The organism is Streptomyces zhihengii (assembly GCF_016919245.1).
GTDB classification, from domain to species: domain Bacteria; phylum Actinomycetota; class Actinomycetes; order Streptomycetales; family Streptomycetaceae; genus Streptomyces; species Streptomyces zhihengii.
Window position 1 is genome coordinate 680,229 of sequence record NZ_JAFEJA010000002.1, and the last position, 25,040, is coordinate 705,268.

Annotated in this window: 15 protein-coding genes and 1 pseudogene; 8 read left to right on the forward strand and 8 right to left on the reverse strand. The window is 74.1% G+C overall.

Translation table 11 applies throughout. The features are described from left to right. Positions 1 to 42: 42 nt before the first annotated feature. Positions 43 to 10,542 (forward strand): annotated as a pseudogene (locus JE024_RS42705) (type I polyketide synthase); the annotation flags it as partial. A 126-nt stretch (positions 10,543 to 10,668) separates the two neighbouring features. Continuing rightward, complete coding sequence (locus JE024_RS30800) at positions 10,669 to 11,202, forward strand: DUF1707 SHOCT-like domain-containing protein (RefSeq protein WP_372449885.1); 534 nt, start codon at positions 10,669 to 10,671, stop codon at positions 11,200 to 11,202. Positions 11,203 to 11,303: 101 nt separating this feature from the next. Here the strand turns inward: JE024_RS30800 and JE024_RS30805 are convergent, their stop codons facing one another. Then, a complete protein-coding gene (locus JE024_RS30805) occupies positions 11,304 to 12,068 on the reverse strand; it encodes an AfsR/SARP family transcriptional regulator (RefSeq protein WP_205377183.1) in 765 nt (254 codons plus the stop codon). A gap of 146 nt (positions 12,069 to 12,214) precedes the next feature. Continuing rightward, positions 12,215 to 13,816 carry an acyl-CoA carboxylase subunit beta gene (locus JE024_RS30810; RefSeq protein WP_244883273.1) on the reverse strand — a complete coding sequence of 534 codons (1,602 nt, stop codon included), beginning with the start codon at positions 13,814 to 13,816 and terminating at the stop codon, positions 12,215 to 12,217. Between the two features lie 131 nt (positions 13,817 to 13,947). Here JE024_RS30810 and JE024_RS30815 point away from each other — a divergent pair, with 131 nt between their 5' ends. The 5 genes from JE024_RS30815 (at position 13,948) to JE024_RS30835 (ending at position 19,636) form a co-directional block, all read left to right on the forward strand. Then, positions 13,948 to 14,958, forward strand: a complete 1,011-nt coding sequence (locus JE024_RS30815) for a beta-ketoacyl-ACP synthase III (RefSeq protein WP_205377184.1) — start codon at positions 13,948 to 13,950, stop codon at positions 14,956 to 14,958. Between the two features lie 29 nt (positions 14,959 to 14,987). Next, positions 14,988 to 15,230 carry an acyl carrier protein gene (locus JE024_RS30820; protein WP_205377185.1) on the forward strand — a complete coding sequence of 81 codons (243 nt, stop codon included), beginning with the start codon at positions 14,988 to 14,990 and terminating at the stop codon, positions 15,228 to 15,230. Further along, positions 15,227 to 16,444, forward strand: a complete 1,218-nt coding sequence (locus JE024_RS30825) for a beta-ketoacyl-[acyl-carrier-protein] synthase family protein (protein WP_205377186.1) — start codon at positions 15,227 to 15,229, stop codon at positions 16,442 to 16,444. Before JE024_RS30820 ends, JE024_RS30825 begins: the two co-directional genes overlap by 4 nt. A 307-nt stretch (positions 16,445 to 16,751) precedes the next feature. Further along, on the forward strand, positions 16,752 to 18,716 hold the full coding sequence (locus JE024_RS30830; protein ID WP_205377187.1) for an acyl-CoA dehydrogenase family protein: 1,965 nt from the start codon (positions 16,752 to 16,754) through the stop codon (positions 18,714 to 18,716). 98 nt (positions 18,717 to 18,814) lie between these two features. Then, a complete protein-coding gene (locus JE024_RS30835) occupies positions 18,815 to 19,636 on the forward strand; it encodes a siderophore-interacting protein (protein ID WP_205377188.1) in 822 nt (273 codons plus the stop codon). A 100-nt stretch (positions 19,637 to 19,736) separates the two neighbouring features. Here JE024_RS30835 and JE024_RS30840 read toward each other — a convergent pair whose 3' ends face one another. From JE024_RS30840 to JE024_RS30865, 6 genes are all read right to left on the reverse strand, one after another. Continuing rightward, positions 19,737 to 21,332: a polyamine aminopropyltransferase gene (locus JE024_RS30840; RefSeq protein WP_205377189.1), complete on the reverse strand. Its 1,596-nt coding sequence runs from the start codon at positions 21,330 to 21,332 to the stop codon at positions 19,737 to 19,739. A 5-nt stretch (positions 21,333 to 21,337) separates the two neighbouring features. After that, the gene (locus JE024_RS30845) at positions 21,338 to 21,775 is read right to left on the reverse strand and encodes a DUF350 domain-containing protein (RefSeq protein ID WP_205377190.1); all 438 of its coding nucleotides are present in this window, start codon (positions 21,773 to 21,775) and stop codon (positions 21,338 to 21,340) included. 100 nt (positions 21,776 to 21,875) lie between these two features. Next, the gene (locus JE024_RS30850) at positions 21,876 to 22,292 is read right to left on the reverse strand and encodes a DUF4247 domain-containing protein (protein WP_205377191.1); all 417 of its coding nucleotides are present in this window, start codon (positions 22,290 to 22,292) and stop codon (positions 21,876 to 21,878) included. Then, positions 22,289 to 22,783, reverse strand: coding sequence for a DUF2617 family protein (locus JE024_RS30855; RefSeq protein WP_205377192.1), 495 nt, complete (start codon positions 22,781 to 22,783; stop codon positions 22,289 to 22,291). Before JE024_RS30855 ends, JE024_RS30850 begins: the two co-directional genes overlap by 4 nt. 272 nt (positions 22,784 to 23,055) lie before the next feature. Further along, positions 23,056 to 23,748 carry an HAD family hydrolase gene (locus tag JE024_RS30860; protein ID WP_205377193.1) on the reverse strand — a complete coding sequence of 231 codons (693 nt, stop codon included), beginning with the start codon at positions 23,746 to 23,748 and terminating at the stop codon, positions 23,056 to 23,058. 163 nt (positions 23,749 to 23,911) lie between these two features. Next, positions 23,912 to 24,454 carry an Lrp/AsnC family transcriptional regulator gene (locus tag JE024_RS30865; RefSeq protein WP_205377194.1) on the reverse strand — a complete coding sequence of 181 codons (543 nt, stop codon included), beginning with the start codon at positions 24,452 to 24,454 and terminating at the stop codon, positions 23,912 to 23,914. A 197-nt stretch (positions 24,455 to 24,651) separates the two neighbouring features. On the opposite strand from JE024_RS30865, the gene JE024_RS30870 reads away from it, so the two are divergent. Beyond that, on the forward strand, positions 24,652 to 24,873 hold the full coding sequence (locus JE024_RS30870) for a hypothetical protein (protein ID WP_205377195.1): 222 nt from the start codon (positions 24,652 to 24,654) through the stop codon (positions 24,871 to 24,873). The last annotated feature ends 167 nt before the right edge of the window (positions 24,874 to 25,040 follow it).

Sequence of the window (25,040 nt, forward strand, 5' to 3'; positions counted from 1 at the left end):
TTCGCGGTCGAGTGGGTCGAGCTGTCGCCGGACACCGCTGGTGGTGAGGACCCGGCGTGGACGGTGCTGGAGGCCGGCGACGGCCCGGTGGAGCAGGTCCTCGGCGAGGTCCTGCGCGGTGTGCAGGAGTGGCTGGCCGACGAGAGCACGTACGGCTCGCGTCTGGCGGTCGTGACCCGGGGCGCCGCGCCCACGGGCTCCGCCAGTGCCGCGCCCAAGGGTTCCGGCAGTCTCGCTCCCACAGGGTCCGGCACTGCCGCGCCCACGAGTTCCGGCAGTCCCGCGCCCGCGGGCTCGGACGGTGTCGTGGACCCGGTGGGTGCGGCGGTGTGGGGTCTGGTGCGTTCGGCGCAGTCGGAGCACCCGGACCGCATCGTCCTCGTGGACGCCGATCCGGCTGACGACTCTCCGGTGGATCTGTCTCTGCTGACCGGCCTGGACGAGCCACAGGTCGCCGTCCGCGACGGCGCGCTGCTGGCGCCCCGCCTCGCCCGCGCCACCGGCAGGGGCCAGGCTGCCGCATCGCTGAACGGTGACGGCACCGTCCTGATCACGGGCGGCACCGGGACCCTCGGCGGGCTCCTGGCCCGCCACCTGGTCACCGAGCACGGCGTGCGGCACCTGGTGCTGCTGTCCCGTCAGGGGCCCGACGCCCCCGGTGCCGGCGACCTGACCACCGAACTCGCCGAACTCGGAGCGGACGCACGGGTCGTGGCGTGTGACGCGGCCGATCGTGACGCCCTCGCGGCGGTCCTCGCGGACATTCCCGCCGAGGCGCCGCTCACGGGTGTCGTGCACGCCGCCGGTGTCCTCGACGACGGCATCGTCACCGCCCTTACCCAGGAGCGTCTGGACACCGTCCTGCGCGCCAAGGCCACGGCGGCGGCGAACCTCGACGAACTGACCCGCGAGACCGACCTGGCACTCTTCGTGCTGTACTCCTCGGCGTCGGCGACGTTCGGCACCCCGGGGCAGGCCAACTACTCGGCCGCCAACGCCTACCTCGACGCCCTTGCCGTCCGCCGCCGCGCGGAGGGTCTGCCCGGCCTGTCCCTGGCCTGGGGGCTGTGGCAGGAGGCCAGCGGGATGACCGGTCATCTCCGGGACCAGTTGTCCACGGGGACGTCCACCGAGCAGGGCCTTGCGCTGTTCGATGCGGCGCTGGGGCTGTCGGCTGCGCATGTGGTGCCGGTCCGTCTGGATCTGGCGGCGGTGCGGGCGGCCGGTGAGGTGCCCGCGCTGCTGCGTGGTCTGGTCACCGGCCGGGTGCGGCGCGGTGTCGCGCAGGCGTCGGGCGCGGGCCTGGCGCTGGCACAGCGGCTTCGCTCGATGCCCGGTGCCCGGCGCGCGCAGGTGCTGCTGGAGCTGGTGCGGGGGAGTGCCGCGGCCGTTCTGGGCCACGCCTCGGTGGACGCCGTCGGCGAGCGTCACGCGTTCAAGGACCTCGGCTTCGACTCGCTGACCGCCGTCGAACTGCGCAACCGGCTCACGGCGGCGACGGGGTTGCGGCTGCCCGCGACGCTGGTGTTCGACTATCCGAGCCCGGTGGTACTGACCGATCATCTGCTGGCGGAGTTCTTCGGCGGCGCGGAATCGGTCGGGGAGCCTGCCCAGCGGCTGTCGGCGACCGGATCCGACGAGCCGCTGGCGATCGTGGGTATGGCGTGCCGGCTGCCCGGTGGGGTGACGTCGCCGGAGCAGTTGTGGGATCTGGTCTCGGGTGGGCTGGACGGTTTGTCGCCGTTCCCGGTGGATCGTGGGTGGCCGGCGGAGCTGGCCGCGCGGGGTGCGGGTGTGGGCGGGTTCGTCCATGACGCGGACGAGTTCGACGCCGAGCTGTTCGGGATTTCGCCGCGTGAGGCGTTGTCGATGGATCCGCAGCAGCGGCTGCTGCTGGAGGCGGCCTGGGAGACGTTCGAGTCCGCGGGGATGGACCCGCGGTCGCTGCGGGGCCGCAGCGTGGGTGTGTTCGCTGGGGCGTTGTCGTCGGGATATGTCGCCGGTTCCGAGGGGCATGTGCTGTCGGGTGCGGCGAACAGCGTGATCTCCGGCCGGGCGGCCTACGTCTTCGGTCTGGAGGGTCCGGCCGTCACCGTCGACACGGCGTGTTCGTCGTCGCTGGTGGCACTCCACTTGGCCGGGCAGGCGCTGCGCTCGGGTGAGTGCGACATGGCGCTGGCCGGTGGTGTGACGGTGATGGTCAGTCCGACCACCTTCGCGGAGTTCGACCGTCAGGACGGGCTGGCGGCGGACGGCCGGTGCAAGTCCTTCGCGGCGGGTGCGGACGGCACGGGCTGGGCGGAGGGGGTCGGTCTTCTTCTCGTCGAGCGGCTCTCCGACGCCCGGCGCAACGGGCACAGGATCCTCGCCGTGGTGCGGGGCAGTGCGGTCAACCAGGACGGTGCGAGCAACGGGTTGACGGCGCCGAACGGGCCGTCGCAGCAGCGGGTGATCCGCCAGGCGCTGTCCAACGCCCGCCTCACCGGTGCCGACATCGACGCGGTGGAGGCCCACGGCACGGGAACCCGTCTCGGGGACCCGATCGAGGCGCAGGCGCTCCTCGCCACCTATGGCCAGGGGCGTGACGAGCGCGAGCCGCTGTGGCTGGGTTCGGTGAAGTCGAACATCGGCCACACACAGGCGGCGGCCGGTGTCGCGGGCCTGATCAAGATGGTCATGGCGATGCGGCACGGCGTCCTGCCGGCGACGCTGCATGTGGACGAGCCGTCGCCGCAGGTGGACTGGTCGGCGGGTGCGGTGGAACTCCTCACCGAATCCCGGGCCTGGCCACAGGTACAGGACCGCCCCCGCCGCGCGGGCATCTCCTCCTTCGGTATCAGCGGCACCAACGCCCACGTCATCCTGGAACAGGCCCCTGAACCGGAGCCGGCACAGGACGACACGACGAGGCGGGCGCCGGCGCAGGTGCCGTGGATGGTCTCGGCGAACTCCGAGACCGGGCTTCAGGGGCAGATCGAACGCCTGAGGTCGTTCGTCACCGGCCACCCGGAGCTGGACCCCGTCGACATCGGCTGGTCGCTCGCGACCACCAGGGCCGCACTGGAGCACCGTGCGGTCCTGTCCGGGGACGGGACACTCGCCACGGGTACCGCCCGTGAGGGCCGGACGGCGTTCCTGTTCACCGGCCAGGGATCGCAGCGCGCGGGCATGGGCCTGGGGCTGTACGAGGCGTTCCCGGTGTTCGCGGAGGCGTTCGACGCGGTCTGCGCGAGGCTGGACGCACGGCTCGGACGCCCCCTGCGGGACGTCCTCACCGACGGCGCCGACCTCGACCGGACCATGTGGGCCCAGGCAGGCCTCTTCGCCCTGGAAGTCGCCCTGTTCCGCCTGGTCGAGTCCTGGGGCGTGACCCCGGACGTGCTGCTGGGGCACTCCCTGGGCGAGATCAGCGCCGCCCACGTCGCGGGAATCCTCGACCTCGACGACGCGTGCGTGCTGGTCGCCGAGCGCGGCCGGCTGATGCAGGCGCTGCCCGCCGGCGGTGGCATGCTCGCCGTCCAGGCCGCCGAGGCCGAGGTCGCCGACAGCGGCCTGGACATCGCCGCCGTCAACGGGCCCGCCTCCGTCGTCCTCTCCGGCAGCGTCGAAGCCATCGGGCACTACGCGGCCCGATGCGCCGAGCGGGGCCTGCGTCACCACATCCTGTCGGTGTCGCACGCGTTCCACTCCGCCCTCATGGAACCGGTGCTGGACGACTTCGCACAGGTCCTGGACGGGCTGACGTTCCACCCGGCCCGGATCCCGGTCGTCTCCAACCTGACCGGCGAGGTGGCCGAGCCGGGGCTGATGCAGGAGCCCGGATACTGGCTGCGCCAGGTGCGGCAGGCGGTCCGCTTCGCGGACGGTGCCGCGACGCTCGACGCGATGGGCGTGATCCGCTGCCTGGAGCTCGGTCCCGACGGTGTCCTGTCGGGCATGGCCCAGGACACGGTCAGCGGCGTCGAGTTCGTCTCCCTCCTGCGCAAGGACCGCGACGAGACCGGCACCGCCCTCGCGGCCGTCGGCCGACTGTGGGCCTCCGGCGCGTCCGTCGACGTGACGGCGTTGTTCGCCGGGTGGGGCGGCCGGACGGTCGATCTGCCGACGTACGCCTTCCAGCGTGAGCGGTACTGGCCGGACGCGTCGCCGACGGCCGCCGCGAGCGGTGGCGACCTGGTCGATGCCGCGTTCTGGGACGCGGTGGAACGGGAGGACCTGGCGGAACTCGCGGGCCTGGAGTCGGCGTTGCCGGCGCTGTCCGCGTGGCGTCGGCGTCATCAGGAGCGGTCCACGGTCGACGCGTGGCGCTACCGGGTGACATGGCGTCCGCTGGACGGCCGGTCGTCGCAGACGCTGTCCGGTGTGTGGGCGGTCGTCGGCACCGAGGACCCGGAGGTGTCCGCGGCCCTCGCGGCGGCGGGCGCGTCGGTCGTGGGTGTCCCGGTGGCGGAGGTCGCGGGTCTGCCGGGCCTGGCCGGTGTGGTGCTGGTCGCCTCGGGCGTGGCGGAGACGCTGTCCGTTGTGCAGGGCCTGGCCGGGGTGGACGCCCCGCTGTGGGTGCTCACCCGCGGTGCGGTGTCGGTCGGTGGTCCGGACCGGCTGCGTGATCCGGGCCTGGCGGCTGTGTGGGGCCTGGGCCGGGTCGCGGCGCTGGAGATCCCGGGCCGCTGGGGCGGCCTGATCGACCTGCCGGCCGAGCTGGACGCGCGGGCGGGTGCCCGCCTCGCGGGCGTCCTGGCCGCCGGTGCCGCCGGCGGCGGTGAGGACCAGGTCGCGGTCCGCGGGTCGGGGGTGTTCGGGCGCCGTCTGGTGCGCGCCGTGCCTCCCGCGCCGCAGGACACGTCGTGGAGCCCGGACCCGTCGGGGACGGTGCTCGTCACGGGTGGCACCGGAGCGCTGGGCGCCGAGGTCGCGCGGTGGCTGGCGCGGCGGGGTGTGCCGCATCTGCTGCTGACCAGCCGCGGCGGTGTCGCGCCGGAGGGACTGGTCGACGAACTCGCGGAGCTGGGCGCGCGGGTGACCGTGGCCGCGTGCGATGTGGCCGACCGGGAGGCGCTGGCGGCGGTCGTCGCGGGCGTGCCGGACGATGTGCCGCTGACGGGCGTGGTCCATGCGGCGGGTGTGCTGGACGACGGGTTGCTGGAGGGCCTGTCGGCGGAGCGTCTGGCGTCGGTGATGGCGCCGAAGGTGGACGGTCTGGTCAACCTGGACGCGGTGACGGCGGAGCTGCCCGTCGAGTGGCTGGTGGTGTTCTCCTCGCTCGCGGGCTCGGTGGGCAGCGCGGGTCAGGGCAACTACGCCGCCGCGAACGCGTGTGTGGACGCGTGGGTCCAGTGGCGTCGCGGGCGTGGCCTGCCGGCCGTGTCGGTGGCGTGGGGTCCGTGGGCCGAGGAGGGCATGGCGGCCGACGGTGCCGTCCGCGAGCGGCTGCGGCGCGGCGGGGTCCGTCCGCTGGACGCGGAGCTCGCGCTGCGTGTGTTCGGCGACGCGGTCCGGTCCGGTGACGCGGATGTAACGGTCGTGGACGTCGACTGGGAGCGGTTCGTCCCGGTGTTCACCTCGGCACGCCCCAGCCGTCTGCTGGCGGACCTTCCGGAGGCCGCCGCGGTCGCGGCGGCTCTGCCGGCCGGCCCGAGCGGGCCGAGCCTGCGGGAGCAGCTGGCGGGCCTGTCGGACGGCAGGCGCCGCCAGGTCCTGCTCGACCTGGTCCGGGGGCAGGCCGCGGCCGTCCTCGGCCATGCCGGGGTGCAGGCGGTGGAGCCGGACCGGGTGTTCCGGGAGCTGGGCTTCGATTCGCTGATGGCGGTCGAGCTGCGCAATCTGCTGTCCGCGGCGACGGAGCTGTCGCTGCCGACCACCCTCGTGTTCGACCACCCGACACCGGGCGCCCTCGCCGGTCACCTCGGCGCGGAGCTGACCGGTACGGGAGCGGTGGTCGCGTCCGGTGCGCCGGCGCTGCCGGCGGGCACCGACGAGCCGCTGGCGATCGTCGGGATGGCGTGCCGCTTCCCCGGCGGTGTGGGATCGCCCGAGCAGTTGTGGGACCTGGTCCTGGACGGGGCGGACGGATTGTCGGTGTTCCCGGCCGACCGGGGATGGCCGGCCGAGGTGTCCGGTGTCGCGGGCGGCGTGGGCGGATTCGTCCATGACGCCGGCGAGTTCGACGCGGGCCTGTTCGGGATCTCGCCGCGCGAGGCGCTGGCGATGGACCCGCAGCAGCGGCTGCTGCTGGAGACCGCCTGGGAGGCGTTCGAGTCGGCGGGGATGGACCCGCGTTCGCAGCGCGGCCGCAGTGTGGGTGTCTTCGCCGGTACCAACGGCCAGGACTACGGGCAGGTCCTCGCGGTGTCGCGGGACTCCGGTGACGGACACGCGGCCGTGGGGAACGCGGCGGCGGTGCTGTCGGGCCGGGTCTCCTACGCCTTCGGTCTGGAGGGCCCGGCGGTGACGGTGGACACGGCGTGTTCGTCGTCGCTGGTCGCGCTGCACTGGGCCGGTCAGGCCCTGCGGGCCGGTGAGTGCGAACTCGCCCTGGCCGGCGGTGTGACGGTGATGGTCACCCCTGGTGCGTTCGTGGAGTTCGACCGTCAGGACGGTCTGGCCGCCGACGGCCGGTGCAAGGCGTTCGCGGCGGGCGCGGACGGCACGGGCTGGGGCGAGGGTGTCGGTCTGCTGCTCGTCGAGCGGCTCTCGGACGCCGAGCGCAACGGGCACGAGATCCTCGCCGTGGTGCGGGGCAGCGCGGTCAACCAGGACGGCGCGTCCAACGGTCTGACGGCCCCGAACGGTCCCTCGCAGCAGCGGGTGATCCGCCAGGCCCTCGCCAACGCCGACCTCACGGGCGCGGACGTCGACGTGGTCGAGGCGCACGGCACGGGCACCCGTCTCGGGGACCCGATCGAGGCGCAGGCGCTCCTGGCGACCTACGGGCAGGAGCGCGGTGCGGGCGAGCCGCTGTGGCTGGGCTCGGTGAAGTCGAACATCGGTCACACCCAGGCCGCCGCCGGCGCTGCGGGCGTCATCAAGATGGTCATGGCGCTGCGGCACGGTCTGCTGCCCGCGACGCTGCACGTCGACGAGCCGTCCACCCAGGTGGACTGGTCCGCGGGCGCGGTGGAGCTGCTGACCGAGGCGCGTTCGTGGCCGGAGGCCGGCCGTCCGCGCCGTGCGGCGGTGTCGTCCTTCGGGATCAGCGGCACCAACGCGCACGTCATCCTGGAGCAGGCGCCGAAGCCCGAGCCGGAGCCGGAGACGGTTCCGGCCGCCGGGCCGCGTCGGGTGCCCGGCGGTGTCGTGCCGTGGGTGGTGTCGGCGAAGTCCGGCGCCGCGCTGGGCGCGCAGGTGGAGCGGCTGAGGTCGTTCGCCGCGCGGCGGCCGGAGCTGGACCCGGTGGACGTCGGCTGGTCGCTCGCGACCACCCGGGCCGGGCTGGAGCACCGCGCGGTGCTGGCCGGGGACACGACGCTCGCCACGGGCTTCGCCGGCGACGGCCGGACGGCGTTCCTGTTCACCGGCCAGGGTGCGCAGCGCCCGGGCATGGGCCTGGAGCTGCGCGAGGCGTTCCCGGTGTTCGCGGAGGCGTTCGACGCGGTGTGCGCCCGGCTCGACGTGCGGCTGGAGCGTCCGCTGCGCGAGGTGCTGGCCGACGGCGTCGACCTGGACCGGACGGTGTGGGCGCAGGCGGGGCTGTTCGCGCTCGAAGTCGCGCTGTTCCGGCTCGTCGAGTCGTGGGGTGTGACCCCGGACGTGCTGCTGGGCCATTCCCTCGGGGAGATCGCCGCCGCGCATGTGGCGGGCGTCCTCGACCTGGACGACGCCTGTGTGCTGGTCGCGGAGCGGGGCCGGCTGATGCAGGCGCTGCCCGCGGGCGGCGGCATGCTCGCCGTCCGGGCCACCGAGGCCGAGGTCGCCGGCTCCGGCCTGGACGTCGCCGCGGTCAACGGCCCCACCTCGGTGGTGCTCTCCGGCGACTCGGCGGCCATCGGGCACTACGCCGCCCGATGCGCGGAGCAGGGGCGCCGGTGCACGGTCCTGAGCGTGTCGCACGCGTTCCACTCGGCGCTGATGGAACCGATGCTGGCGGAGTTCGCGCGGGTGCTGGACGGCCTCACGTTCCACCCGGCGCGCATCCCGGTCGTGTCGAACCTGACCGGCGCGGTCGCCGAACCCGGTGCGATGCAGCAGCCCGCGTACTGGCTGGACCAGGTCCGCGGCACGGTCCGCTTCGCGGACGGCGTCACGGCGCTCGACGCGCTGGGCGTGACGCGGTACGTGGAACTCGGCCCGGACGGTGTCCTGTCGGGCATGGCCCAGGACACGGTCACCGCGGCGGAGTTCGTCTCCGTCCTGCGCAAGGACCGCGACGAGGCGGGCACCGCCCTCACCGCGATCAGCCGCCTGTGGGCGTGCGGTGCCGAGGTCGACTGGACGGCGGTGTTCGCCGGCTGGGGCGGCCGGACGGTCGGTCTGCCGACGTACGCGTTCCAGCGTGAGCGCTACTGGCCCGAGCTCGCGGTGACGGACGCCGCTGGTGCCGGCGGCGATGAGCTGGCCGATGCGGCGTTCTGGGACGCGGTGGAACGCGAGGACCTGGCGGAACTCGACGGTCTGGAGTCGGCGTTGCCCGCGCTGTCGGCGTGGCGGCGGCGTCACCGGGAGCGGTCGGCGCTCGACTCCTGGCGCTACCGGATCACCTGGCAGCCGCTGGACGGCCTGCCGCGGGCGGCTTCCCTGAGCGGCCTCTGGGCGGTCGTCGGCACCGAGGACCCGGAGGTGTCGGCGGCGCTGGACGCCGCGGGCGCGACCGTCGTCGCCCTTCCCGCCGAGGACGTGCCGGGACTGCCCGGCCTGGCGGGTGTGGTGCTGGTCGCCTCCGGTGCGGCGCAGACGCTGGCCGTCGTGCAGGGGCTGGCCGGGGTGGACGCGCCGTTGTGGGTGCTCACCCGGGGCGCGGTGTCCGCGGACGGTTCCGACGGGCCCGGCGATCCGGACCTGGCGGCGGTGTGGGGCCTGGGCCGTGTCGCGGCCCTGGAACTGCCGCAGCGCTGGGGCGGTCTCGTCGACCTGCCGGCCGGGCCGGACGCGCGGGCCGCCGAGCGCCTCGCGGGCGTCCTGGCCGCCGCCGGCGGCGAGGACCAGGTCGCGGTCCGGGGGACCGGGGTGTACGGCCGCCGGCTGGAGCGTGCGGTGCCTGCCGACGCGCCGGCCGCGCCGTGGAGCCCGGACCCGTCCGGCACCGTGCTGGTCACGGGCGGCACCGGTGCGCTGGGCGCGGAGGTGGCCCGCTGGCTGGCCGGCCGCGGTGTGCCGCACCTGGTGCTGACGAGCCGTGGCGGCGTCGCGCCCGACGGACTGGTCGAGGAGCTCGCCCGACTGGGCGCGCAGGTCACGGTCGCCGCCTGCGACGTGGCCGACCGGGACGCCCTGGCCGCGGTGATCGACGGTGTCCCCGCCGGTCTGCCGCTGACCGGTGTCGTCCACGCGGCGGGCCTCGACCTCCCGCAGCGGATCGAGGAGACCGGTCCCGAGGCCTTCGCCTCGGTGCTCCGTGCGAAGGTCGACGGGACCCGGCACCTCGACGAACTCACCGCGGGCATGCCGCTCGGCCTGTTCGTGGTGTTCTCCTCGATCGCCGCGACCTGGGGCAGCGGCGGCCAGAGCGCGTACGCGGCGGGCAACGCCTTCCTCGACGCGTGGGTCCAGCACCGCCGTGAGCGCGGTCTGGTGGGCACGTCCCTCGCCTGGGGACCCTGGGCCGGAGCCGGCATGGCGGCCCGGGGCGAGGCGGAACAGGGCCTGCGCCGCCGCGGGCTGGCACCCCTGGACGCCGACCTGGCGATCCGGGCGCTGGCGGACGCCGTGGATCACGGCGACAGCGGCCTGACCGTCGCCGACGTCGACTGGACACGCTTCGCCGAGGCCTTCACGCTTCTGCGGCCCAGCCCGCTGCTCCAGGCGTTCACCGCGGCGGCCGGGGAAGGAGCCGTGGAGCAGGACGAGGACGGCGGCGCGAGCGCCGCCGGTCTGCGCGCGCGTCTGGCTCCGATGAGCCCCGAGGAACAGGAGGCGGAGCTGTCCGGGATGGTCCGCCGCGGCATCGGCGCCGTGCTCGGCTACAAGTCGGAGGAGGACATCGACAGGAGGCCGTTCCGGGATCTCGGGTTCGACTCGCTGACGGCGGTCGAGTTCCGCAACGAACTGGCGAGGGAGAGCGGTCTGCCGCTCGCCTCGACGGTCGTGTTCGACCATCCGACGCCGGCCGCGCTCGTGCGGCACCTGCTCGACGAGCTGGGCGGCGGCGGAGCCGATGTCGCCGAGCCCATGATCAGCGCGCTGGACGAGCTCGACGCGGCCTTCGCCGCCGGCCGGACCGACGGACTGGTCCGCGCCCGGGTGACCGTCCGGCTCCAGGCCTTCCTGGAGAAGTGGACGGCGGACGGGCCCGCCGGTGCGGACGAGTCGCTCGCCGAGCGGCTCGACGCGGCCGGCGACGACGAACTCATCGCCCTCATCCAGAAGGAGCTGCGCGAGGGAACGGAGTAGCCGGGCCCGCGCGGCCGGCCGCCGCGCCGTCGGGACCGCCACCGGGGGTGCCCGCCACGGACTCGTTCCGCCGGCGGGCACCCGGGGACCGACACCACAAGTACCGTCTGTGAAAGGATGTTTGCCATGTCGACGAACCTGCCCGAGCTGAGGGCATCGCACGGAGACCGTGACCGCGTCGTGGACGTTCTGCGGATCGCCGGCGGGGACGGCCGGCTCACCTCGGAGGAGCTCGAGGACCGCGTGGAGCGCGCGCTGGTGGCGCAGACGCAGGGCGAGCTGGCCGCGCTGGTCGCGGACCTGCCGGCCGACGCCATGACGGCGGAGGACATCGTCGTCGAGCAGCGCGGCGGCGCCTGGTCACGGGCCGGCCACTGGACGGTTCCGCGGCACATCACGGTGCGCACGAAGATGTGCCGGGTCACCCTCGACTTCACCGACGCGGTGATCACGTCGGGGACGCTGCGCATCGACGCGGACATGGAGCACGGCAAGCTCGTGATCGTCACGGCACCCGGCATCGCGATCGACACCGACCAGCTCCACCTGACGTACTCACAGGTCAAGCGTGCCTCGGACGACGCCGTGCCCGACCCGCGCCTCCGCATCCAGCTCGTCGGAACGCTCCAGCACGCGAAGGTCGTCGAGCAGCGGCCGTGAGCCGGGGGCCGTGAGTCCCGGCCCGTCGGCCGGGGCGGGTGCGTCCGGGCCCGTGAGCCGGGACCGGTGGGCCCTGGCCCGCCGGCCGGGCCCGTCGGACGTCACACCGCGTGCGGTGGCGCGGTGAGCGCGGGGTCCTGGTCGAGGATGGCGCGGTACCGGCGCTGGATCTGAGGGCCGGGCTGCAGGCCGAGGTCGTCGCGCAGGCGGCGGCGCAGCCGGTGGAACACCTCCACCGCCTCGGCCTGCCGGTCCGCCCGGTACAGCGCGAGCATGAGCAGGTCGTGCAGGCCCTCGCGCAGTGGGTGCCGTGCCGCCAGGCTCTCCAGTTCGGCGGCGACCGCGCGTTCGTCGCCGAGGGCCAGCCGTGCGGCCATGAGGTTCTCGTGCGCGGCGACGCGGCTGTCGTTGAGCCACAGCGCCGCGGAACGGCAGCGCGCCCCGTTGCCGGCGTCGAGCAGCACGGGCCCCCGCCACAGGCCCAGGGCCTGTTCGAGGAGTTCGACGGCGGTCTGCGGACGGTCGGCGATGCGCCGGGCGCCACGGGCGGCGAGGTGCTGGAAGCGCTGGGCGTCGATCGCGTCGGGGGGCAGGTCCAGCACGTACCCCTCGTGCACCGTCTGCAGCGCGTCCGGCCGGCCCGCCTCCTCCAGTGTCCGGCGCAGCCGGGCGATGTGGGCCTGGAGGGTGTTCCTGATGGTGCGCGGCGGGCGGTCGTCCCAGAGTTCGTCCGCCAGGTCCTGCGAGGACACGACCGAGCCGGCGTCGAGGGCGAGGAGGGCGAGCAGGGCCCGCACCTTGGTTCCGCCCACCGGGACGGGTCCCTTCCCGATCACCGTCAGGGGGCCGAGAATTGCTACTTCCATCGGGACTCTCCGCCTGGCCGGTGCTGTCATGGGGCGTGCCGACGAACGATCGACGCGGCCCATGCTTGCCGCCGCCTCCGGACAGCGTCAACAGCCGCCGCCCCGTATATCCCCCGGCAGACCCCCCTATTCGACCCCGGGGTCCGTCACAGCGGGATGTTGCTGTGCTTGCGCGGCGGCGGTGTCGTGCGCTTGGTGCGCAGCGCCCTGAGCGCGCGCAGCACGGCGGGCCGGGTCTCCGACGGCAGGATCACGTCGTCGAGGCAGCCGCGTTCGGCCGCCATGTAGGGGGTGAGCACGGTCTCCTCGTACTCCTCGATCAGCTCCTCGCGCAGCGCGGCGGGGTCGTCGGCGGCGCCCAGACCGCGGTGGCACAGCATGTCGACGGCGCTGGCGGCGCCCATCACACCGATCGTGGCGGTGGGCCAGGCGAAGCTCATGTCGGCGCCGAGTTCCTTGGACCCCATCACCGCGTACCCGCCGCCGAACGCCTTCCGGACGATGACGGTCACCTTGGGCACCGTCGCCTCGATGTAGGCGAAGCCGAGCTTGGCGCCGCGCCGGACGATGCCCTGGTGTTCCTGGGCGGTGCCGGGCAGGAAGCCGGGGACGTCCACCAGGGTGACGATGGGGACGTTGAACGCGTCGCAGAAGCGCACGAAGCGTGCGGCCTTCTCGGCGGCCGCGATGTCGAGCGCGCCGGCCAGGTGCAGCGGCTGGTTGGCGACGAGGCCGACGGTGTGTCCCTCGATCCGGCCGAACCCGCAGATGATGTTGGGCGCGAAGTCCGGGTGCACCTGCAGCAGATCGCCGTCGTCGACGACACGGGCGATCACCTCGTTCATGTCGAACGCCTCGCGCGGGCCGTCGGGCACCAGCGGTTCGAGTGCGAGGTCGTCGGGCGTGACGTCGAGGGGCGCGTCGGTCCGGTAGGACGGCGTCTCGTCGAGGTTGTTGGACGGGAGGAAGGACAGCAGGTCCCGTACGTAGTCGAGGGCTTCGGCCTCGCTGTCGGCCACGTAGTGCGCGTTGCCGGTGACCGAGGCGTGCACCCGCGCGCCCCCGAGGTCCTCCATGTGGACCCGCTCGCCCGTCACCGACCGGATGACGTCGGGGCCGGTCACGAACATGTGGGACGTCCGGTCGACCATGACGACGAAGTCGGTGCAGGCCGGCACGTAGACGGCACCGCCCGCGCAGGGGCCCATGATCAGCGAGATCTGCGGCACGACACCGGAGGCGGTGACCACCTTGTTGGCGATGCGGCCGTAGGCGGCCAGGGAGAGCACGCCCTCGGCGACGCGCGCGCCGCTGGAGTCGTTGATGGCGACGACCGGGCAGCCGATGGTCAGGGCCAGGTCGAGGAGCTTGCCCACCTTCTCGCCGAAGACCTCGCCGACGCTGCCGCCCAGCGCCAGGACGTCCTGGGCGTAGACGCACACCTTGCGGCCGTCCACCGTGCCGTGACCGGTGATGACGCCGTCGCCGACGGGCCGCTCCGTGTCGGCCGCGAATCCGGTGTGGCGGTGCCGGGCGAGCAGACCGGTCTCCACGAACGAGCCCGCATCCAGCAGGTGTTCGATACGGTCGCGGGCGGTCATCCGGCCGAACCTGGCCAGGCGGCGGACCGTGCGGTCGGGGACGTGGCGGGCCGCCTCGCGCCGGGCCCGCAGCTCGGCGATCCTGCCCGCGGTGGTGCGCGTCTCCCCGGCGGGCCCCTGCTGCGAACACACCTCTTCCGAATGCACCCCTGCATGCTGTCGCACCCGGCCGCCCTGCCCCTGAACGGCTGCGGAAAGACCGCTGACAGACCACTGAAAGTGCCTGGACGTCAGAGGCCCTTCAGCCGATTTTCAGCGCCCGCTGCCATGGTTGGCGCATGACGCGTGCCGCGGTGATCTGTGGACTGGGCGGCTGGCTGCCTCCACGGGTGGTGACCAACGACGACCTTCCGGCCGGACTCGGCACCTCCGACCGGTGGATCCGCACCCGTACCGGCATCACCCGCCGTCACCGGGCCGATCCCGGCTCCGCGACGTCCGACCTCGCCGTCGAGGCCGGCGCGCGCGCCCTGGCCTCCTCCGGCGAGCCGCGGGCGGACGCCGTCGTGCTGGCCACCACCACGCCCGACCGGATCTGCCCGGCCACCGCCCCCGAGATCGCGACCCGCCTGGGGCTGACGGGCGCCGCCGCCTTCGACATGAACGCCGCGTGCACCGGGTTCCTGTACGGGCTCGCCGCCGCGGCCGGCCTGATCGCCACCGGGGCCGCCGACCGGGTGCTCCTCATCGGCGCCGAGACCTACTCCTGCCTGCTGGACCCGCTCGACCGCGGAACCGCCCCCATCTTCGGCGACGGGGCCGGCGCGGTGGTGCTGCGGGCCGGTGCCCCCGGGGAGCCGGGCGCGATCGGCCACATCGACCTGGGCAGCGACGGCACCGGAGCCGACCTCATCGCGGTCGGCGGCGGCGGCTCACGCCAGCGCATGTCCGGCCGGCCGGAACAGGACGGCGAACGGTATCTGACGATGGCCGGCCGCGAGGTGTTCAAGCACGCCGTCGGGCGGATGGCCGACTCGTGCCGGACGGTGCTCAAGCGCGCCGGCCAGGAGCCCGCCGACGTCGACCGGATCGTGGCCCATCAGGCCAACATCCGCATCCTGCACCAGCTCGCCGACGAGCTGGGCGTCGACCGGGGCCGCGTCGTCGCCAACATCGACCGCGTCGGCAACACGGCGGCCGCCTCCGTCCCGCTGGCGCTGTTCCACGGGGTCGCGGACGGCGCCGTGCGACCCGGGCAGCGGACCTTGCTGACCGCGTTCGGCGCGGGCCTCACCTGGGGCTCGACGCTGCTGACCTGGCCCGAACTCGCGGTTGCGACCGGCGAGTGACGGAACCACTGCTGAAGAGGAGTCACCCCATGGCAAGTGCGTACGACCGGCTCACCGACATCCTGGTCAACCAGTTCGAGGTGCGGCCCGACGAGCTCCGTCCGGACGTCACCTTCGAGGAGCTCGAACTGGACTCGCTGTTCCTGGTGGAACTCACCCTGGTCGTCAAGCGGGACCTCGACGTGGAGATCAACGAGGACGACGCGACGCCGCGCAGCACGGTCGCCGACGTCGTGAAGCTCATCGAAGCCCAGCTCGACCCCGCGTCATGACCACCGGTGTCGTCGTCACGGGTCTGGGGCTGGTGACCGCCGCCGGCGTCGGCACCGAACCGACCTGGCGCGCGGTGTGCGCCGGTGAGCCGACCGCCGCCACCGACCCGTCGCTGGCCGGGCTGCCCGTCGACTTCTCGTGCCGGGTGCCGGAGTTCGACGCCCGGGAGCTGCTGGGCCGCCGCGCCAACCTCCTGTACGACCGCTTCGTGCAGCTGGGGCTCATCGCCGCGGACGAGGCCGTCGCGGACGCCGGACTGGATCCCGCCACCTGGGACGGCACCCGGGTCGGCGTCGTCGTCGGCTGCGGCCTGGGCGGCGCCGGAACCTGGGAGACGCAGCACGCGACCTTCCTCGCCGAGGGACCCGATCAGGTCTCGTCGCTGATGATGCCGATGATGCTCCCCAACATGATCGCCGGGCACCTGGGCATGCGGTTCCGGGCGACCGGACCGAACCTCATCACCGCCACGGCGTGCGCCTCCGGGGCGACCGCCATCGGCGTGGCCCGGGACATGCTGCGCCAGGGCGTCTGCGACATCGTCCTGGCGGGCGGCACCGAATCCGCCGTGGTGCCGCTCATCCTCACCGGCTTCACCCGGATGCGGGCGCTGTCGACCCGGAGCACGTCACCGGCGACGGCGTCCCGGCCGTTCGACACCGACCGCGACGGATTCGTCATCGGGGAGGGGAGCGGCATCCTCGTCCTCGAACGCGCCGAGCACGCCGCGGCCCGCGGCGCCCGGGTCCGGGCCCGGCTCGTCGGCTACGGGGCCTCCGCCGACGCGTACCACGCGACGGCGCCGGACCCGTCGGGCGCCGGTGTGGAGCGGGCGCTGCGCGCCGCGCTCGCCGATGCCGGCGCGGTGCCGTCCGACGTGGACCACGTCAACGCGCACGGCACGTCGACGCCGCTGAACGACCTGGCGGAGGCCAGGGTGCTGGCCCGCTGTCTCGGTCCCGGCCCGGCGGTCACCTCGGCCAAGGGGGCGCTCGGGCACACGCTCGGCGCGGCCGGGGCGATCGAGGCGGCGCTGACGGTGCTGACGATCGAGAACGGGCTGATCCCGCCGACGGCCAACCTGGAGAGCCAGGACCCGGAGATCGACATCGACGTGGTGGTCAAGGAGGCCCGGCCCCAGCCGGTCGGCCTGGCGCTGTCGAACTCGCTCGGCTTCGGCGGGCAGAACGCCGTCCTCGCCTTCGCCCCCTGACCCGGCGCCGGTCCGCACGGCGCCGCACCGCGCGGCGCGCGGGCGGCTCAGGGGTCCGATAGGGGTGCGGCGCGGGTTTGCCGCGCCGCCCCCGCCACCCGCCCGGCCCTCCCCGGGCGGGTGGCGGCCCTCCACCGCGCCGTCACCGCCGCCCCGCGGCCGCCTTCCGCCGCGCCTCCACCGCCGCCCGGGGCCCGGCCCTCCGCCGGGCAGCCCCGGGCCCCCGCCGCCCCGGCCGGGGGAGCCCGGCTGCTCCGTCTGCCCGGGCCGACCGCTTGATCGTCTCCGCTCGGGGTAGCAAGCCGGTATGGCTGCTACTGACAACGCATCTACCGCCGCGAGCGGTTATGTGGAGCCCGAGGTCGACGTCCCGGCGCTGAGCGCGCTGCTCGACGGCGAGTACGCCGGGATCCGCGACCTCGTCCGCAAGAACTTGGTGAAGCACGCCTCCGTCCTCGAGGACGCGGAGGAACTCGGCGTGGACGCCTTCCGCGAGCGGGTGCGCGCACTCGTGGTCGAGATGGCCGCGACGGGCCAGACCGGCATGGGCTTCCCCGGCGAGTACGGCGGGGGCGGCGACATCGGCGCCTCGATCGCCGCGTTCGAGACGCTCGCCCACGGCGACCTGTCGGTACTGGTCAAGGTCGGCGTGCAGTTCGGGCTCTTCGGCGGGGCGATCCTGCACCTGGGCACCGCACGCCACCACGACGCCTACCTGCCGGACGTGATCGCCGGGCGGCTCATGGGGTGCTTCGCGATGACGGAGACCGGCCACGGCTCCGACGTCCAGGCGCTGGGGACGGTGGCGCGCTACGACGCCGGCACGCGGGAGTTCGTCATCACCACCCACGGCGACGAGGCGCGCAAGGACTACATCGGCAACGCGGCCCGCCACGGCGAGCTGGCGGTCGTCTTCGCCCAGCTGGAGGTCGGCGGGAAGGCCGAGGGCGTGCACGCCTTCCTCGTCCCCATCCGGGCCGGCGGCGAGCCCGCGCCCGGCGTCCGGATCGAGGACGACGGCCGCAAGATGGGCCTCAACGGCGTCGACAACGGCCGTCTCGCCTTCGACGGGGTGCGGGTGCCGCGCGAGGCACTGCTCAACCGGTTCGCCGACGTCACCCCGGACGGCGTCTACGAGAGCCCGATCGACAACCCCGGCCGGCGCTTCTTCACCATGCTCGGCACCCTGGTGCAGGGCCGGGTCAGCGTCGCGGGCGCCGGGGTCGGCGTGGCCGAGGTCGCCCTCACCATCGCCACCAAGTACGCCGTGCGGCGGCGGCAGTTCCGGGCGTCCCCGGGCGAGGAGGAGCAGCTGCTCCTCGACTACGGACTGCACCAGCGGCGTCTGCTGCCGCTGATCGCCCGCACCTACGCGCTGCACTTCGCGCAGGACGTGGTGCGCACCCGTCTGCACGAGGTCTTCTCCGGGATCACCGGCGACGAGCAGGCGCGCCGCCTGCTGGAGTCACGGGCCGCCGGCACCAAGGCGCTCGCCACCTGGCACGCCACCCGCGTCGTCCAGGAGTGCCGCGAGGCGTGCGGCGGCGCCGGCTACCTCGCCGTCAACCGCTTCGCCGCCCTCAAGGCGGACAGCGACATCTTCACCACCTTCGAGGGCGACAACCACGTCCTGCTGCAACTGGTGGCCAAGGGCCTGCTGACCGACTACGCGAGCGAGTTCGAGGACCTGGACCAGCTCGGCATGGTCCGCCATGTCACCGGGCTCGCCGTCGAGACGGTCATCGAGAAGACGTCCGTCCACAAACTGCTGGAGCGGGTGCGCGACCTGCTGCCCGGCGGCGACGAGTGGGACCAGGAGGCCGGTCTGCTCGACTCGGAGTACCAGCTCGCCATGCTCCGCTACCGCGAGGAGCACATGCTCGCCGGGGTGGCCCGGCGGCTCAAGCGGGGGATCGACCAGAAGCGCGATGCCGGCGCCGTCTTCTCGCAGGTGCAGGACCATGTCATCGCGCTCGCCCGCGCGCATGTCGAACGCCTGGTGCTGGAGGCGTTCACCGACGCGGTGCGCGTGCTGCCCGAGAGCGGCAACAAGGTCGCGCTCGGCCTGCTGTGCGACCTGTTCGCCCTGTCGACGATCGAGGCGGACCGGGCCTGGTTCATGGAGCACGGCAGGCTGACCGTGCAGCGCTCCAAGGCGATCAGCCGCGAGGTGAACGACCTCTGCCGCAAGGTCCGGCCCCTCGCCCCCGAGCTGGTCGACGCCTGGGGCGTCCCGCCGGAGATGCTGCGCGCGCCGGACCTCGTGGGGTGAGCCGAGCCGGGGCCGCCGGGTCCGCCCGGCGGCCGCGCACCGGCACCGGATCGGCCCCCGGGCTGCACAGGCAGGTTCGGTAAGGCTAACCTTGCCTCATGGCGAAGATCCACCGGCTCACACCGGAGCAGCCCGGCATGTTCCGGGCCGAGGTCGTGCGTTCCGCACGGATGTCCCCCTCCGTCCAGCGCGTGACGGTCACCGGCCCCGAACTCGGCCGGTTCCCCTGGCTGGGCTACGACCACTGGTTCCGCCTCTTCCTCCAACTCCCGCACCAGCAGGGCGCCATGCGGCTCCCCGAGTTCACCGGCACCCGCTGGTGGCAGCCCTATCTCGCCATCCCCGAGCGCGAGCGGCCCCACTGCGCCAACTACAGCGTGGCCGACTTCCGCGCCGGTGAGGCGGAGATGGACATCGACTTCGTGCTGCACTGCGGCCCCACCGGCGAACTGGAGGGCCGCGCCGCGATCTGGGCGTGCTCGGCCCGGCCGGGCGACGCGCTCGCCGTGCTCGACCAGGGCATCCTCTTCGACCGCCCCGAGGACGCGACCGAGGTCCTGATCGTGGCCGACGAGACGGGCCTGCCGGCCACCGCCGGCATCCTGCGCTCCCTGCCGCAGGACACCGTCGGACGCGTCATCCAGGAGGTGCCCACGGCCGGCGACCGCCGGATCATGGACGCGCCGCCCGGGATGGCGGTCACCTGGGTCGTCCGCCGGGACACGCGCTCGGTGCCCGGCACCGCCGCCCTCGCCGAACTCCTGCGCCACACCTCCGTCGACGCCGCCGGCTACGCCTTCGTCGTCGGCGAGTCGGCCCTGGCCACCGAGGGCCGCCGGCACCTGCACCGCCTGGGCCTGCCCAAGGACCGCATCACCTTCTCCGGCTTCTGGAAGCACGAAGCCGGCCAGGCCGCCTGACCATCCGGCCCCCGGCCGGCGGGACCACCGGGACCACCGGGCACGGCCCGACAGCGCGGCGCCCGCCGCCGCGGGTGAGACGGCTCCGGGCGGCGGCCCGTCAGTAGTTGTTCCACTCGTGGCGGGAGTACTCCAGCACCACCGGGTCCATCAGCGTGCTGGCGCGGACCTTCTGGGGCCGGCGGTCCACGGGGAAGACGGTGGCCGCCTCCAGGACGGCGTCGTCGAGGAACCGCAGCGCGGGGGCGTCGTCCGCGAGACGCAGCTCCGGCGCCCCGTCGCCGCCCGGCCGGGCGAGGACGTATCCCCAGTTGCCGAAGCTGGGCACGTCCACCTGGTACGCGGTGGTGCCGTAGCCCGCCGCGCGGATCGTCGCGTCGATCGACCAGTACGACTTGGGCGCGAAGAACGGCGAGCCGGCCTGCACGACGACCTGGCTGTCCGGCGTCAGCACCTTGCGCAGCAGGTGGTAGAACTCCACCGAGTACAGCTTGGCCAGCGCCGCGGTGTCCGGGTCGGGGAAGTCGATGACGACGGTGTCGTAGCGTCCGCGCGCGTCCCGCAGCCAGTTGAAGGCGTCCGCGTTGACCGCGGTCACCCGGGGGTCCGCGAGCGCTCGGCCGTTGAGGTCGCGCAGCGGCCCGAAGGTGCGGGCGAGCCGGGTCATCGCGGGGTCCAGGTCGACGAGCGTGACCTTCTCCACGTCGTCGTAGCGCAGCACCTCCCGCAGCGCGAGGGCGTCACCGCCGCCCAGGATGAGCACCGAGCCGTGCTCGCCGGACATCGCCGGATGGACGAGGGCCTCGTGGTAGCGGTACTCGTCCACGGACGAGAACTGGAGGTCGCCGTTGAGGAACAGCCGGGTGTCCTGCTCGCCGGTGAACGCGGTCGACCGGGTCACCACGATGTCCTGGTAGGGCGTCGTCTCGGCGTGGATGATCGGGTCGCGGTAGAGCTGCTGGCGTGCCGTCACCTCGATGTCGTCGGCGAGGACGTACACGGTGCCGAGCGCCGCCATGACCACGGCCATGCCCGACAGCAGCCCGATCCGCACCACCCGCCGGGTCTGCCGCCGGAAGATCCACAGGACGACGAGCACCCCGGCCAGCGCATTGACCGCCCCCACCACCAGGGCGCCCTTGAGCTGCCCGAAGACGGGCAGCAGCAGCAGCGGGAAGCAGAGGCCGCCGATCAGCGCGCCGATGTAGTCCACCGCGAAGATGTCGGCGACCGCGCTGCCCGCCTCCTGGCGGCGGATCCGCTGGAGCAGTGTCATCAGCAGCGGGATCTCGGCCCCGATCAGAAGACCGACGACGAACGAGACGACCACCATCGCGGGCATGTAGACGCGCAGCCACGCGAAGCACACGTACAGCACCAGGACCGACAGGCCGCCCGCGAGCGCGAGCAGCCCCTCGACGAGCGCGAAGGCGCCGACGGCGCGCTTCTGGAGGGGTTTGGCCGCCAGCGACCCGATGCCCATCGCGAAGACGATCACCGAGATGACGACCGAGGTCTGCATCACCGAGTTGCCGATGAGGTAGCTGCCCAGCGCGGTCAGGGCCAGTTCGTAGACGAGTCCGCAGGCGGCGCAGAGGAAGACGGCGAACATCAGCAGGAAGCGCGCGCCGCGCGAGTGCACGGGGGGTGCGGCCGCGGCGGCCGGAGCCGCCGCGGCGGGGGTGGTGGTGCTCACGGGTGCTACGAGACGGCGGCACCGACCATGAAGGCCGTGCCGATGTACATCGCGGCCTGGACCCAGGCGGCGGGGTGGGGGCGGTCGCCGTTGTCGTCCAGCACGGCGTGACCGAGCCGGCCGGGCGTCAGCAGGCCGACGATGACGGACACCAGGGTCATCACCACCACACCGGCGAGGCCGTACAGCAGCGTGCTCAACAGGCCGTGGTCGAGGCCCAGTTCCGACTCGCTCGCCCGGATGGACTGGTCGATGACGAGACCGATGGCGATCGTCTGGCCGGCCAGCAGGACCGCCGCGCCGCGGTTGCGCTCGGTCCACACCACGTGGACCAGCTTGCCGGGCGTGACGAGGTCGAGCGCGATGAAGCCGACCGCCATCACGACGAAGCCGACCAGGCCGTAGAGCAGGGCGATGCCTGCCGACTCGAATATCTCGGACACGGGGTGCCTTTCGGGTACGTCGTCGGGAAGTCCGGGCGGAGAGGTGCGGGAGAGGCGGGGCGGGCGGCGGGCGGGGCCGGTCCGGCGGAGGGCCGGGCGGCTACTTGCCCTCGCCGGGGCCGCCGCCGCGGAAGGAACTGCTCGCCGGGTCGGGCCACATGCTGCCGATCCGCGTCTGCCAGCGGTTGTAGCCGGTGCGGTAGTCGTCTATCTCGATACGGCTGCCGCCGGCCGCCAGCGGCGTGACCGCGACGATGTCGTCCCGGTAGCGCAGCAGTTCCACGTCGGCGGAGCTGATGCGGTCGCGGGCGGCGGCGTGGCCGTCGATCTCCTTGGCCACGGCCGGCAGCCGGTCCACCGCGTCGACATAGCCCGAGCCGGTGGTCGCGACGCTGTACTGCTGCCGGATCCAGGACGAGGGCACGGCGTTGTGGTCGTCATCGTCGTCGCCACTGCCGCAGGCGGTGAGCGCGGCCGCCGCAAGTATGGTCACGCTGAGGATTCGGGCGGTCTTCATCGGGCCTCCAGCCGGGTGTGCGTCGCCACGATCTGGCGGCTCTGCGGGTAGGTGTGCCAGGTGCGCCAGCTCAGACCGGAACCGCGCCGCTCGACGCACAGGGCGGTGACGGCCTCGGGGGAGCCGGGGAAAATGCCGTACAGCGCGGCCGGTTCACCGTCCGAGCGGCTGCGGATCCACGCGACCCGTTCGCTGAAACGGTCCCCGGGCAGCCGCTCGACGCGGGCGCCGAAGCGGTAGGTCCAGCCCTCGAACTCACGTGCCGCGGAGGCCGGCAGGCCGCCGGCCACGCCCGGCAGACAGGCCACGGTCTCGCGGACGGGCCCGGCGAGGACCTGGTGCGAGGCGCCCAGCAGCCGCAACTGGACGGCGGTGCCGCCGACGGACACCTCCCGGACGGCGAGCGCGTCGAGCGGGCCCTGCTCCAGCGAGAAGGAGAGCTGGTCCGCGTCGGTGTCCAGATAAGGGGTCGTCAGCGCTATGCCGTTCACCTGCCGTCGGCCTCGCAGCCCCGGCGGCCACGGCCCGCGGCGGCCCCGTCGGACGAACCGCGCACCGCAGGCGAGCCGGACACTTCCGCCCAGGCGGGAACAGCTCGGGCGCCGGCGGCGTGTCCGGTGCCGACGACGGCGGACTCGGGCTTCAACGGTGATCCCCACGACATGGAACGGGCATGAGCGCGCCGAGTATGGCACAGCGCCGGAGCGCCCTCGCAGGCGGCTCCGGCGCACGCCCGGTGCGCGCCGTGCGGGACCGGGGGCCGTCAGCGCCCGGCGCCGCCCATCAGCCAGTCCCACGCGGCCTGCGCGGTGAACTCCGCCTGCCCGCCCGGGAAGCGGAGCTCGGAGGCGAGGAACGCCGGGTCGTCCGCGGTCTGTGCCACATAGGGGACGGCGATGCAGCGCATCCCCGCGGCGCGCGCCGCCGCCGCGCCCGGCGGCGCGTCCTCCACCACCACGCAGTCCGCCGGCGCGGCCCCGAGCCGCCGGGCCGCCTCCAGGAAGACGTCGGGCTCCGGCTTGCCCCGCGCCACCTCCTCGGCGGAGACCGTCACCCGGATGTGCGCGTCGAGGCCGGTCCCCGCGAGGATCGCGTCGATCGCCGCCCGCGACGAGCCCGAGGCCACCGCCATCGGGACGCCGGCCGCCGCCAGCAGCCCCGTGAAGCGGCGCATCTCAGGGAAGACCTCGGTGGACTGCCGCGCCAGCTCCAGGTACAGACGGTTCTTCGCGGCCAGCAGCTCCTCCAGGGAGGCGTCGATCGCGTACCGGGCGCGCAGCACCTCCAGCGTCTCGCGGGTGCCGATGCCGATGAACGCGGTGTGTTCCTCCCAGTCGAAACCGTCCACGCCGTGGGCGGCGAGCAGCCTGCGCCCCGCCTCGTAGTAGTTGGGTTCGCTGTCCACGAGGGTGCCGTCGAGGTCGAAGACGACCGCGGGGGCGGGTGAGGTGCTCATGGCCCCCAGCATGCCAACCGGCCGCACCCGGTCGCGGCCCCGGGGCCGGGCGGCGCGGCCGATGAACGCGGCGCGGACGTCGAACGCGTGCGGCCGATGGGCGCGGCGCGGACGTCGAACGCGTGCGGCCGATGGCGTGGCGCGGTGGGTGGGCGCCGCGCGGTCAGACGCCGCCGGCGGTGGCCGCGCCCGCCTTCTCGGGCGCCGGGGCCACCGCGACGGGGTCGGCGACGGCGCCGGCGGTCCGTCCCACCGACTCGACCAGCGGCAGCAGCCGGTACGCCACCCGCTCGCGCAGCGCCATCTCCGTCCGGGTGCGCACCACGCCCGGGATGCTGATCAGCCGCTGGACCACGTCCTCCAGGTGCCCGTTGTCCCGGGCGGCGACCCGGGTGAGCAGATCCCCGCCGCCGGTGATGGAGAACGCCTCGATGATCTCCGGCACCTCGGCCAGCGCGTCGCCGACCTCGTCCAGCCGCCCCTGCGTCACCTCGACGTGCACGAACGCCAGCACCGGGTGCCCCAGCGCGGCGGGGGAGAGGCGCGGCCCGGTGCCCGTGATCACGCCGTCCCGCTCCAGCCGGTCGATCCGGGCCTGGAGCGTGCCGCGGGCGATGCCGAGGAGGCGGGCGCACTCCCGCAGGCTGGTCCTCGGGTGCTCGATCAGCAGCGTCAGGATGCGGGTGTCCAGCTCGTCGACCGCCATGGTTCCGCGGGGTCCTTCCCTGTGCTCTCGGCTGCGCTCGCAGCGACCGTACCAACGGGCGGACGGCGCCAACGGGCGGACGGCGCGGTGCGCGGCGCACTCCCGCGTATCCGGCGCACTCCCGCGTGCGGGGCGCGCGGGCGGCCGCGCGCGGGCGCGGGGCGTGCCCGGGGGAGGGGTGCCTCGTTGGGCACGGCATGATCCGTGTACCGCTCACCCGTACCGCCCGCCGCGCCGCCGCCGTCGCCGCCACGGCGGTCGCCGCCGCGGCCGCGTGCGCCGTGCCCGCCGCCGCCGTCCCCTCACCCGCCGGGCAGGCCGTGGACACCCTCGGCACCTTCGTGGCCCCCGAGGCCGTGGACGCCCGCACCCACGACAACGGCGCCCTCAGCCTCGACGCCCCCTTCCTCCAGCGCTAGACCCGCCCGCGCCCGCGGCGCACGGCCGGGCAGCCGACGGCTCGGCATGGTGGGCGTCCGGTGGGCCAATGGTCCACCGGGCGAGCGGCCGATTGAGCCATTGGGCCGGTGGGCGGTTAAGCTTGGCCGTATCCACATGACACACGGCGCCGCAGCGCCGGACGGCG